The sequence below is a fragment of the Streptomyces sp. SAS_270 genome (assembly GCF_052543295.1).
Map to the genome: position 1 here is coordinate 32,606 of NZ_JBMNDS010000018.1, position 12,068 is coordinate 44,673.

Annotated in this window: 9 protein-coding genes; 6 read left to right on the forward strand and 3 right to left on the reverse strand. The window is 69.9% G+C overall.

Annotated features, from left to right (window positions below; genetic code table 11):
* Window positions 1–134: 134 nt before the first annotated feature.
* The 3 genes from ACN6LB_RS15065 (at window position 135) to ACN6LB_RS15075 (ending at window position 4,180) form a co-directional block, all read left to right on the forward strand.
* Window positions 135–887 carry a L,D-transpeptidase family protein gene (locus tag ACN6LB_RS15065; RefSeq protein WP_445026241.1) on the forward strand — a complete coding sequence of 251 codons (753 nt, stop codon included), beginning with the start codon at window positions 135–137 and terminating at the stop codon, window positions 885–887.
* A 129-nt stretch (window positions 888–1,016) separates the two neighbouring features.
* On the forward strand, window positions 1,017–2,639 hold the full coding sequence (locus ACN6LB_RS15070; protein ID WP_445026242.1) for a peptide-N4-asparagine amidase: 1,623 nt from the start codon (window positions 1,017–1,019) through the stop codon (window positions 2,637–2,639).
* 152 nt (window positions 2,640–2,791) lie between these two features.
* Window positions 2,792–4,180 carry a cation:dicarboxylate symporter family transporter gene (locus ACN6LB_RS15075; protein WP_445026243.1) on the forward strand — a complete coding sequence of 463 codons (1,389 nt, stop codon included), beginning with the start codon at window positions 2,792–2,794 and terminating at the stop codon, window positions 4,178–4,180.
* On the opposite strand, the gene ACN6LB_RS15080 is transcribed toward ACN6LB_RS15075, so the two are convergent.
* Both ACN6LB_RS15080 and ACN6LB_RS15085 read right to left on the reverse strand, forming a co-directional pair.
* Window positions 4,173–7,118, reverse strand: a complete 2,946-nt coding sequence (locus ACN6LB_RS15080; RefSeq protein ID WP_445026244.1) for an FAD-binding and (Fe-S)-binding domain-containing protein — start codon at window positions 7,116–7,118, stop codon at window positions 4,173–4,175. The genes ACN6LB_RS15075 and ACN6LB_RS15080 overlap by 8 nt on opposite strands.
* Before the next feature lie 24 nt (window positions 7,119–7,142).
* Window positions 7,143–7,598, reverse strand: coding sequence for a MarR family winged helix-turn-helix transcriptional regulator (locus tag ACN6LB_RS15085; RefSeq protein WP_356135750.1), 456 nt, complete (start codon window positions 7,596–7,598; stop codon window positions 7,143–7,145).
* Between the two features lie 95 nt (window positions 7,599–7,693).
* Between ACN6LB_RS15085 and ACN6LB_RS15090 the strand changes: the two genes are divergently transcribed.
* Window positions 7,694–9,493, forward strand: a complete 1,800-nt coding sequence (locus ACN6LB_RS15090; RefSeq protein ID WP_445026245.1) for an ABC transporter ATP-binding protein — start codon at window positions 7,694–7,696, stop codon at window positions 9,491–9,493.
* A 43-nt stretch (window positions 9,494–9,536) separates the two neighbouring features.
* Window positions 9,537–10,373: an endolytic transglycosylase MltG gene (gene mltG / locus ACN6LB_RS15095; RefSeq protein WP_445026246.1), complete on the forward strand. Its 837-nt coding sequence runs from the start codon at window positions 9,537–9,539 to the stop codon at window positions 10,371–10,373.
* Window positions 10,374–10,385: 12 nt separating this feature from the next.
* On the opposite strand, the gene ACN6LB_RS15100 is transcribed toward mltG, so the two are convergent.
* On the reverse strand, window positions 10,386–11,474 hold the full coding sequence (locus ACN6LB_RS15100; RefSeq protein ID WP_445026247.1) for an NAD(P)-binding domain-containing protein: 1,089 nt from the start codon (window positions 11,472–11,474) through the stop codon (window positions 10,386–10,388).
* A gap of 165 nt (window positions 11,475–11,639) precedes the next feature.
* Here ACN6LB_RS15100 and ACN6LB_RS15105 point away from each other — a divergent pair, with 165 nt between their 5' ends.
* Window positions 11,640–12,062: a secondary thiamine-phosphate synthase enzyme YjbQ gene (locus tag ACN6LB_RS15105; protein ID WP_445026248.1), complete on the forward strand. Its 423-nt coding sequence runs from the start codon at window positions 11,640–11,642 to the stop codon at window positions 12,060–12,062.
* The last annotated feature ends 6 nt before the right edge of the window (window positions 12,063–12,068 follow it).

The window sequence follows — 12,068 nt, forward strand, 5'->3', positions numbered from 1 at the left end:
AGGCAAACGATTTATGGCTCGACGGCGCGAGTTCGGCTCGAAGAGCGCGCATTTTGGTCCTGAACCATCCACATTTGGTGGGGAAGTCGGAAGACGGGCGCAATCGTCCGGTACGCGGTGCGACGATGGACTCCATGCGGATGGGTGCGACCGGTGGTGCGGTGCGGGCGGGCTTCCTGGCGGCGGCCTGCGGTGTTCTTGTGGTGTCTGTCTTCGGCTGCGGCGGTTCGGGCGGTGAGAGGGGCGTCAAGGGGGACGGTGGATCCGGCGACAGGGTCGGCCGTGCTCCGGCGCCCACGGTCGGCCTGAAGCACATCCCCGACGTCGGAGAGCGGTTGCGGGAGCTGATTCCGTCGCAATCCCGCCAGGTCGTCGCGGTCTACGGCGAAGGCCCGGACTCCGCGGCCTCCACGGTCGTGCTGTACAGCAAGTCCGGATCGACCTGGGACCTGACCCGCAGCTGGGAAGGCCACAACGGGAAGAAGGGCTGGACCGCCGACCACCACGAGGGCGACAAGCGCAGCCCTGTAGGTGTGTTCACGCTGACCGACGCGGGCGGCGCCCTCGCGGATCCCGGGGCCAGGCTGCCGTACACCCAGTCCGATTCCTTCCAGGCCCCGCGCTACTGGGCCGAGTCGCACTGGCACGACTTCGACTACGTCATCGCAGTCGACTACAACCGCGTCAAGGGCACCGCGCCGAATGACCCGACGCGCCCCGAGGGGCAGAACAAGGGCGGCAGCATCTGGCTGCACATGGACCACGGCAGCGGTACGTCGGCGTGCGTGAGCCTGTCCAAGTCGGGCATGGAGTACCTGCTGCGCACGCTCGACCCCAATCAGCACCCTGTCGTGGTGATGGGGGACAAGGCGGCCCTGAGGGCGTAGTCGTCCCGGCCGAACGGTGACCACCACAAAATGGGGCCTTCGCGTGCCCGGCTTCCCCGTGCCCGGATGAGGGCCGCGTGAGCGAGGACCCATTGCGGGATGGGGCAACTCCCCCGTAGAACACCGCACATGAGAAGACGGATCATCATGTCCATGCTCGCCGCGGTGACCCTGACGGTGAGCACCTTCCTCGGAGCGGGATCCGCCTCGGCCGCCCAACTCACCGACCCACCCGGGGAGTTCGGCACCGATTGGCACGACCCGCTGACGGCCGCCCCGCCCGTCGGCAGGCCCATCGGCAGGTCCTGCGAAGTGACACTCGCCCAGGCGCAGTTCCGCGACTTCACGCCGTACCGGGGGGCCTATACGCCACCGGACGGGTGTGGGGACCGGTGGAGCAAGGTGGTGCTGCGGCTCGACGGCAAGGTCAAGGGGCGACAGTTCGACCGGCTCGGCTACCTGCACGTCGGGGGTGTCGAGATCCTTCGTACGTCGACCCCGGAGCCCTCGCCCGACGGCATCGAGTGGTCCGTCGAGAAAGACGTGACGCGCTACGGCGACACCTTCCGGTATCGCCGCGACGTCGAGATGCTCATCGGCAACGTCGTCGACGACACGTACACCGGGGTCATCGACGTCAAGGCGACGCTGACGTTCTACCCGGCCGCGAACAGCACCGGCGCGCCCGGGAAGCCGGGGCGGGCCCCCGATCGCGTCCTCACCCTCCAAGGCGGCGCACTCACCACCCCGCGCAACAGTGAGCGCATCGTCGCCGAGGTGTACGCGACCGGCTCGGGCGGCGGCTGCGAGGAGTACTGGTACCTGACGGTGCCCGACACCGCGCCGTACTCCTGCAAGGCCGATCAGGGACCCTACCGCGAGGTGCAGATCAAGGTCGACGGCCAACTGGCGGGAATCGCCGAGCCGTTCCCGACCGTGTGGACCGGCGGCTGGTCCAACCCCTTCCTCTGGTACGTGATTCCGGGCCCCCGCGCCTTCGACATCAAGCCCATCGAGTACGACCTGACACCGTTCGCCGGCCTGCTCAACGACGGCCGCCCGCATCAGATCGACGTCTCCGTCGTCGGTGTTCCCGAGGGGCAGTCCGGCTGGAGCGCACCGGTGAACGTCCTGGTCTGGCAGGACGCGCACCGTGACCATGTCGGCGGCGCACTCACCCGCAACGACGCGGGCGACCTCACCAACTCCTCGACGTACACGCCTGGTTCGCAGCAGCGCCTCGACACCGACGGCGGCCACCGGCTGACCGTCGCCGGGTACGTCGACACCTCGCACGGCCGGGTCAGGACGACCGTCAGCCGCACCCTCGCGAACACATCCGTGCACCGCTGGACCGACGGCGAGAACACCGACGGCCTCAAGGCCACCTGGAGGGACGACGAGAGCGTCACCGTCGACGGGCGCGGACCGGCCCGGACGACGCGCACGCACCGCACCTACACCATGGACGGCACGACGACCCTGGGCGCGGACGACCGGCTGCGCACCGTCCTCACGCTCGGCGACCGGGCCGCGGTCGTCGAGACCAGTGGCGGCCGACGCACCGCGTGGTCCGGGCTCGACGACACCTACACGGGCGACGCGACGTATACGGCGAACGTGCCGCGCGATCAACGGCATGCGGTCGGCGCGACGAGCGAGCGCTATCGGCTGTACGGCTCGGACGGCTGCTACGACCGCAGTCTGACTACCGTTCAGGGAGTGCTCACCCAGGACCGAAAGGACTGCTGACGAGGACCGCGACGACTGGGGCGGAACAAGTCGCACGTTGAATGATTTACATGGGCGTCACACGGAGGTAGCCACCGGAATCATCGCCTCCTCAATAGTGAGCGGCGCGGAAGTGCTTTTCCGCATACAGGAATCCCCCGGAGGAGTGCCCCGTGCCGCCGTCTGTATCGTCCCCGCGTCGCGTCGCACGCATACTGCGTACCTCACTGTTCGCGCAGGTCGCCTGCGCCCTCGTGCTCGGAATCGTCGTCGGGAAGCTGTGGCCCGACGTGGCCACGGATCTCCAGCCGCTCGGCGACGGTTTCACACGACTCATCAAGACGATCATCTCGCCGCTCGTGTTCTGTGTGGTCGTCGTCGGCATCGCCAAGGCCGGTGACCTGAAGGCCTTCGGCCGGATCGGGCTCAAGGCCCTGATCTGGTTCGAGATCGCGTCCACAGTGGCCCTGATCATCGGTCTGATCGCCGCCAATGTCGTCCAGCCCGGCTCGGGGATGCACGTCGACCCGTCCACGCTCGACACCTCGGCGGTCGACGCGAAGACGGGCGGCGGCTCGCTGCCCTCGACCACCGAGTTCATCGTCAACGCGCTGCCCACCAGTTTCATCGGTGCCTTCGCCGAGAACTCGCTGCTCCAGGTGCTCATCCTGGCCTGTCTGGTCGGCGCCGCGCTGCTGCACCTCGGCCACACCAAGGTGCCGCAGGTCCTGCCCGCCGTCGAGCAGGCCCAGGAGATCATCTTCGCGGTCGTCGGCTTCGTCATGCGACTCGCCCCGATCGCCGTGTTCGGCGCGATGGCCGTGCTGATCGGACAGTACGGGCTCGGCGTGATCCAGACGTACGCCAAGCTGATCATCCTGTGCTACGCCGCTGCCGCGCTGTTCATCGCGCTGCTCGCCGTCGCCCTGCGCATCGTCACCGGGCTGAGCCTCTGGAAGTTCCTGCGTTACATCCGTGAGGAGATGCTCCTCGCGCTCGGCACCGCCTCCACCGAGTCCGTCATGCCGCGCGTGATGCAGAAGCTGCGCAAGGCCGGCGCCCGCGACGACGCCGTCGGCCTGGTCCTGCCGACGGGGTACTCCTTCAACCTCGACGGCGCCTCGCTCTATCTGTCCATCGGCACGCTGTTCATCGCCCAGGCCGTGGGCGTGGACCTCAGCCTGAGCCAGCAGATCACCGTGATCCTGGTCCTCATGCTCACCAGCAAGGGCATGGCGGGCATCCCCGGTTCGGCCTTCCTCGCCCTGTCCGCCACCGCCTCCTCGCTGGGCGCCATCCCCGCAGGTGCCGTCGCCCTGCTGCTCGGCGTGGACCGCATCATGGACTCGATGCGCGTCGTCACCAACCTCCTCGGCAACTGCGTCGCCGTCTTCGCCGTCTCCCGCTGGGAAGGCGCGCTGGACATCGAACGCGCGAAGAAGGTGCTGAACGGCGAGACCGTGCCCGCTCCGGAAGGCGCGGTGCTCGACGCCGCGGACGAGACCGCGAAGACCACGGTCCCTGCCCAGTCGACCAAGGAGCCCGCGTCCGAGGTCAGTTGACCGCTTCGTCGACCGGGTGATCCGGACGGGTCGCGCGCTCCAGCTCCAGCAGTACGGAGCCGTAGCCGCGGCCCGTCGCGTGCTCCATGCCCACCTCGCACATACGGTTCGCGGAGAGGTGGGCGTCGAAGTCCCGGGAGCCCACGAACGCGGCCTCCTTGCGAGTGGCCGACTCGGTGAGCTCCCTGTGCAGCATGCCGCGGTCGCCCGCGAAGGCGCAGCACCCGGCATCGTCCGGCACGACCACCTCGTCCGCGCACGCCTCGGCGAGCAACCGCAACTGCGCCTCGTCGCCCAAGTGACGCATGGAGCAGGTCGGATGGAGCACCGCCGAACGGACCGTGCGGTGCACGGTGAGACGAGGCAGCAGCTCCTCGGCAGCCCACACCGGAGAGTCGACGATCGTGAGTTCCCGGTGCAACGCCCGGTTGTCGGCGGTCAGATACGGCACGACCTCGTGCGCGAGGCCGAGGGTGCAGGAAGACGCGTCCACGACGAGGGGCAGCGTGCCGCCCGCGGTCCAGCCCCAGGCGGCCTCGACGATGCGATTGGCCATGACCGCGTTGCCCGCGTCGTACCCCTTGGAGTGCCAGATGGTCGCGCAGCACGTGCCCGCCACATCGTTCGGAATCCACACCGGCCTTCCCGCGCGCGTGGCGAGCGCGACAACGGCGCGGGGGAGCGACACATCACCCGGGCCGGCGAAGATCCGGTTGACGCAGGCCGGGTAGTACACGGCGGCAGCGCCCACGCGCGCGGTGCGCGGCAGCGTGCGCGGCGCCGCTCCGGGGATGCCGCTCAGCCACTCGGGTACGAGGTCCGGCCGGACCACCTTGCGCGCCGCGCGCGTCAGGGCCGTCACCCACCGGTCGTCGAGGCGGCTGGCCACGGCCACGGCGAGCCGGGCCGACGCCTCTACACTCCGGAAGCGGCGCGCGGCCAGCGCCGCCGCCCTCTCCTCGCGCGGTGAATGCCGGGCGTGCCGGAAGTCCTTCATCAGCGCGCCCGTGTCGATGCCCACAGGGCACGCGAGGCGGCACGTCGCGTCGCCCGCGCAGGTGTCCACCGCGTCGTACCCGTACGCGTCCAACAGGCCCTGCTCCACCGGCGATCCGCCCGGCTGGCGCATCATCTCCCGTCGCAGCACGATCCGTTGGCGAGGTGTGGTCGTCAGGTCCTGGCTGGGGCAGGTCGGTTCACAGAAGCCGCACTCGATGCACGGGTCGGCGATCGGCTCGACGCGGGGGATCGTCTTCAGGCCACGCAGATGTGCCTGCGGGTCGCGATCGAGCACGATCCGCGGCGCGAGCACCCCGTCGGGGTCGATCAGCTGCTTGGTACGCCACATCAACTCCGTTGCCCGGGAACCCCATTCGAGCTCCAGAAACGGCGCGATGTTCCGTCCGGTGGCGTGCTCCGCCTTCAGCGAGCCGTCGAATCGCTCGACGGTGAGACGACAGAAGTCGTCCATGAAGGCGGCGTAGCGACCGACATCGGCGGGCTTCGCCGCGTCGAAGGCGAGCAGGAAGTGCAGGTTGCCGTGCGCGGCATGCCCGGCGACCGCCGCGTCGAAGCCGTGTCGCGTCTGCAGACCGAGCAGCGCCTCGCAGGCCTCGGCGAGCCGCGCGGGCGGCACCGCGAAGTCCTCGGTGATCAGCGTGGTCCCGGCGGGACGCGCACCGCCGACCGCCGCGACGAAGGCCTTGCGCGCCTTCCAGTAGCCCGCGATCGTCCTCTGGTCCCGGGTGAACGTGTTGGTCACCGAGGCGGCGGGCGTGAGGAGTTCGAGTCCTTCGAGCACACGGTCGGCCGCCTCCTCGTACGCCTCCTGCCGTGTCGCGTCGGCGGCGCGGAACTCGACCAGGAGCGCCGCCGTCGACCGCGGCAGCCCGGCCCAGTCCGCGGGTACGCCCGCCACGCTGACGGAGGCGCGCAGTGTGTTGCCGTCCATCAACTCCACGGCATGTGCGCCCGCCGCGTTGAAGAGCGGCACGGCGGCCGCGGCCGCGGGCAGGGACGGGAAGAAGAGCAGTCCCGCGGTGACGCACCGGTCCAGCGGCAGAGTGTCGAAGACGACCTCCGCGATGAAGCCGAAGGTGCCTTCGGAGCCGACCATCAGGCCGCGCAGGATCTCCACGGGCGTCGAGCCGTCCAGGAACGCGTCCAGGCGGTAGCCGTTGGTGTTCTTGATCGCGTACTTGGCGCGGATCCGGGAGACCAGCTCCGCGTCCGCCTCGATCTCCGCCTTGAGCCCCAGCAGCCCGGCGCACAGGGCGGGTTCGGCGTCAGCGAGCCGCTCGTCCGCGTCCGTCTCCGCCGTGTCGACGACCGTGCCGGTGGGCAGCACGAAGGTGAGGGAGGCGAGGGTGCGGTAGGAGTTGCGGGTGGTGCCCGCTGTCATGCCGGAGGCGTTGTTGGCGACGACCCCGCCGACCGTGCAGGCGATCGCGCTGGCCGGGTCGGGGCCGAGCACGCGCCCGTGACGGGCGAGCGCGGCGTTGGCGCGCGCGACGGTCGTGCCGGGCCCGATGCGTGCCCGCTCGCCGGCGTCGAGGACCTCGACCCCGGTCCAGTGCCGACGGACGTCGACGAGAATGTCCTCACCCTGCGCCTGGCCGTTGAGCGAGGTCCCGGCGGCGCGGAAGACGACTTCGCGGCCCTTGCCGTGCGCGTACGACAGGATGGCCGACACGTCGTCGAGGTCTTCGGGAACCACCACGACCTGCGGGACGAACCGGTAGGGGCTGGCGTCGGAGGCGTACCGGACGAGGTCCGAGACCTTGGTGAGCACCTTGCCGGCGCCGAGCAGCGCGGTCAGCTCGCTCCGCAGCGGCTCGGGGGTGCCCCCGGCGCGGTCCTCGGGCACCCGGTCGGGCGCGGGCCGGTCGGGGCGGGTGGCAGGGCGCAGCGCGTCCGGGTCCGGCTCCAGCAGGGGCACCGCGCACTCCTCACGCCAGGTGACTCAGCAGCGGCGCTCCACTTCGGGTGTGCCGTCGATCAGGGTGTCCAGCAAACCGCCGAGCACTTCGCGCTGCTCATCCGTCAACGGTGCCAGGATCTCCTCCGCCGCGGACCGGCGCGCGCCGCGCAGCTCCCGCAGCGCCTTGCGGCCCTCGTCCGTGACCTCAATCCGGATGACCCGGCGGTTGGTGGGATCGGGGACGCGGCGGACCTTGCCGCTCGCCTCCAGACCATCGACCAGGGTGGTCACGGCGCGGGGCACCACCTCCAGACGCTCGGCGAGATCCGCCATGCGGGGTGGGGAGCCGTAGTGCGCGAGGGTGCGCAGCAGCCGGGACTGGGCAGGGGTGATGCCGAGCTCGCGGTGTTCCAGATGGCGCTTCTGGATGCGGTGCACGCGGCGGGTCAGCCGCAGCAACTGCTCGGCCAGCAGACCGTCGGCGTCGGGGGTGGTCATACCGGGAACAATATCAGGACCTTATTCATTGTGAGTATAGGTAACAATGAGCTAAGCTCCGTCAGTCCTCTTCATCTCACCTCCGTAGGAGCCCATTGCACCCCGACCAACCCACCTGGACCCCGTCACCTGCCGACACCGAACAGCCGCGGCAGGTGCGTCGCATCCTGAAGCTCTTCCGTCCCTATCGCGGACGGCTCACGATCGTCGGTCTGCTCGTCGGCGCCGCCTCCCTCGTCTCCGTCGCGACGCCGTTCCTGCTCAAGGAGATCCTGGACGTCGCGATCCCCGAGGGCCGCACCGGGCTGCTGAGCCTGCTCGCGCTCGGCATGATCCTCAGTGCCGTCCTCACCAGCGTCTTCGGCGTGCTGCAGACCCTGATCTCCACCACCGTGGGCCAGCGCGTCATGCACGACCTGCGGACTGCCGTCTACGGTCGGCTGCAGCGCATGTCGCTCGCCTTCTTCACCCGGACCCGCACCGGCGAGGTGCAGTCCCGCATAGCCAACGACATCGGCGGCATGCAGGCGACCGTCACCTCCACCGCCACCTCGCTGGTCTCCAACCTCACCAGCGTGGTCGCGACGATCGTCGCGATGGTCGCCCTCGACTGGCGCCTCACCGCCGTCTCGCTGCTTCTGCTGCCGGTCTTCGTGTGGATCAGCCGCCGCGTCGGCAACGAACGCAAGAAGATCACCACCCAGCGCCAGAAGCAGATGGCCGCCATGGCCGCCACGGTCACCGAGTCGCTCTCCGTCAGCGGCATCCTGCTCGGCCGCACCATGGGGCGCGCCGACTCGCTCACCCGCTCCTTCTCGGAGGAGTCCGAGCGCCTGGTGGACCTCGAAGTGCGGTCGAACATGGCGGGGCGCTGGCGCATGTCCGTCATCGGCGTCGTCATGGCCGCCATGCCCGCCGTCATCTACTGGACCGCGGGTCTGGCCCTTCAGGTCGGCGGACCGGACATCTCGCTCGGCACGCTCGTCGCTTTCGTCTCGCTCCAGCAGGGCCTGTTCCGGCCCACCGTCAGCCTGCTCTCCACCGGCGTCCAGATCCAGACCTCGCTCGCGCTCTTCCAGCGCATCTTCGAGTACCTGGACCTCCCCATCGACATCACCGAGGCCGAGCACCCGGTCCACCTCGACCAGGTCAAGGGCGAGATCCGTTTCGAGGACGTCGAGTTCCACTACGACGACAAGAGCGGATCCATCCTGGAGGGCATCGACATCGCCGTGCCCGCCGGCGGCAGCCTCGCCGTGGTCGGTCCCACCGGCTCCGGCAAGTCCACCCTCAGCTATCTCGTGCCGCGGCTGTACGACGTCACGGGCGGCCGGGTCACGCTCGACGGGGTGGACGTGCGCGACCTCGACTTCGACACGCTCGCGCGGGCGGTCGGCGTCGTCTCGCAGGAGACGTACCTCTTCCACGCCTCGGTCGCGGAGAACCTGCGCTTCGCCAAGCCGGACGCCACCGACGAGGAACTGCGCGCGGCGGCCCGGGCGGCCCAGATCCACGACCACATCGCGTCCCTGCCCGACGGGTACGACACGGTCGTCGGCGAGCGCGGCCACCGGTTCTCCGGCGGCGAGAAGCAGCGCCTGGCCATCGCGCGCACCATCCTGCGCGACCCGCCCGTGCTCATCCTCGACGAGGCGACCAGCGCCCTGGACACCGGCACCGAGCATGCCGTGCAGGAGGCCATCGACGCGCTGTCCGCCAACCGCACCACCCTCACGATCGCGCATCGGCTGTCCACCATTCGGGGCGCCGACCAGATCGTGGTCCTCGACTCCGGGCGCGCGGTCGAACGCGGCACGCACGAGGAGCTGTTGGAGCAGGAGGGGCGGTATGCGGCCCTGGTCCACCGGGACGCCCAACTGGAGCCAACAAGATGACGATATGCCGGGTTTGTGAGCATTAGCGGGTTACCGTGCCCGCATGCAGATGAACACTCCGCCACGGAGCACGATTCGACTGACGCGCCGGGGCCGGATCGCCCTCATCGCGACCGGAGCCGTCGTGGCGGCCACCGCCGTGGCGGTGCCGCTGTTGAACGTGGAGAGCGGGGACGCGAAGCCCACGTCCCTCGTGATCCCGGAGGGCTGGCGTTCCGGTCAGGTGTACGACGCCGTCGACAAGGCGCTCACCAGGCCCTCGGGCACCACCAAGAAGGCCCTCGGCAAGGCCCACCTGAAGCTTCCGAACGACGCGGGGGGCAATCCGGAGGGCTATCTCTTCCCGGCGACGTATCCGCTCGGCGAGAAGGCGACTCCCGAGTCCCTGCTGTCGTTCATGGTCGACACCGCGAACAAGAAGTTCAACGGGGCGCCGGTCGCCGCCGGAGCGCAGCGCAACGCGATGAACGTCTACCAGGCGGTCACCGTCGCGAGCATCGTGCAGGCGGAGGCCGCCACCAAGCAGGACATGGGCAAGGTCGCCCGGGTCATCTTCAACCGTCTGGGGCGCGGGATGCCGCTGCAGATGGACTCCACCATCAACTACGCGCTGAACCGTTCGACCCTGAAGACCACCCAGAACGACACCCGGCTCGACAGCCCGTACAACTCGTACCAGCGCATGGGCCTGCCGCCCACGCCGATCGCCAACCCCGGCGAGGAGGCGATGCGTGCCGCGATCAACCCGACCCCGGGGGACTGGCTCTACTTCGTCACCGTCAAGCCGGGCGACACGCGCTTCACGGCGAGCTACGAGGAGCAGCAGAAGAACGTCGCCGAGTTCAACGCGCGCCGCAAGAGCGCTTCACCCGCGAAGTGACCTGGCGGGACGTCAGACGGCGACCGGCTCCCCGGCCAGGAGTCGTCTGATGTCCCGTACGGCCGCACGTCCGGCACGGTTCGCGCCGATCGTGCTGGCCGACGGCCCGTATCCGACCAGATGGACGCGAGGATCGGCGACCGCCCGGGTCCCGTCCACGCGGATGCCGCCGCCCGGCTCGCGCATCCGCAACGGCGCCAGATGGTCGATCGCGGCGCGGAAGCCGGTCGCCCACAGGATGACGTCGGCTTCCACGTGCCGCCCGTCGTCCCACGCGACACCGTCAGGGGTGATCCGGTCGAACATCGGCTGCCGGTCCAGGACACCGTCCGCGATCGCCTGCCGGACGGCGTCGTTCAGCGGGAGCCCGGTCACCGACACGACGCTCTTCGGTGGCAGTCCCTGGCGGACTCGCTCCTCGACGAGCGCGACGGCCGCCCGGCCGACGTCCTCGCTGAAAGGACCCTCGCGGAAGACGGGCGGACGGCGTGTCACCCAGGTGGTCGCAGCCGCGTACGGGGCGATCTCCATCAGGTGCTGGGTGCCGGACGCGCCACCGCCCACGACGACCACGCGCAGACCGGCGAACTCCTTTGGACCGGGGTACTGCGCCGTGTGCAACTGCCGTCCCCGGAAGGTCTCCTGCCCCGGATAGCGCGGCCAGAACGGCCGGTCCCAGGTGCCCGTCGCGTTGATCAGGGCCCGCGCGGACCAGTCGCCCTCGGACGTCTCGACGAGCAGGCGGCCGCCCTCGCCCTCCCGCACGGCCCGCACGTCGACCGGCCGCCGCACCCGCAGGTCGAAGCGGTGCTCGTACGTGTCGAAGTACTCGGCGATGACCTCGGAGGACGGGCGCGCCGGGTCGGCGTCCGTCAGCTCCATGCCCGGCAGGGCGTGCATGCCGTGCACCTTGCCGTACGTCAGTGACGGCCAGCGGAACTGCCATGCGCCGCCGGCCTGCGGCGCGCGGTCCAGCACGACGAAGTCACGCTCCGGCTCGAAGCCGGTGCGCCGCAGGTGATAGGCGCTGGACAGTCCGGCCTGACCCGCGCCCACCACGACGACATCGACTTCCCGCGCCTGCGCCCCAGTTTCGTTCACGCTTCTACCAACCTGGCCGGGGTCCGGGATCTTCCCGCGTCAGCGACCGATCGCCGACAGGTCGGCGTGACCGCGTGCGGTGAGTGTCTCGCAGACTGGAACTCCCATCTCGCAAGGCGGGTGGGTGGTCCGTTGCGGAACTGGTGCATGGGTGAGGATGGAGACATGTCGGATGCCTTCACCACCCGTGTCCTGGACGTCGCCACGGGCTCGACGGAGCAAGTCGTCGATCTCACCCGTGACTGCGAGGCCTTCCTCGCTGAGACCGCGGCCGGCCGCGACGGTCTCCTCAACATCTACGTGCCCCACGCGACCGCCGGCATCGCCATCATCGAAACCGGCTCCGGCAGCGACGACGACCTCCTCGCCGCCCTCCATGCCCTGCTCCCCGCCGACGACCGCTGGCAACACCGCCACGGCAGTCCCGGCCACGGCCGCGACCACGTCCTGCCGGCCATCGTCCCGCCCCACGCGACGCTCCCGGTGCTCGGCGGAAGGCTGGAGCTGGGGACGTGGCAGTCGGTGTGCCTCGTGGATACGAATCGGGACAATCCGAGTCGCAAGGTGCGGCTGAGCTTCCTGGGGTGAGCAAGA

Coding starts and splice junctions, on each gene's coding strand:
- ACN6LB_RS15065 (WP_445026241.1), top strand. CDS start 135: ATGCGGATGGGTGCGACCGGTGGTGCGGTGCGGGCGGGCTTCCTGGCG.
- ACN6LB_RS15070 (WP_445026242.1), top strand. CDS start 1,017: ATGAGAAGACGGATCATCATGTCCATGCTCGCCGCGGTGACCCTGACG.
- ACN6LB_RS15085 (WP_356135750.1), bottom strand. CDS start 7,598: ATGACCACCCCCGACGCCGACGGTCTGCTGGCCGAGCAGTTGCTGCGG.
- mltG (WP_445026246.1), top strand. CDS start 9,537: ATGCAGATGAACACTCCGCCACGGAGCACGATTCGACTGACGCGCCGG.
- ACN6LB_RS15105 (WP_445026248.1), top strand. CDS start 11,640: ATGTCGGATGCCTTCACCACCCGTGTCCTGGACGTCGCCACGGGCTCG.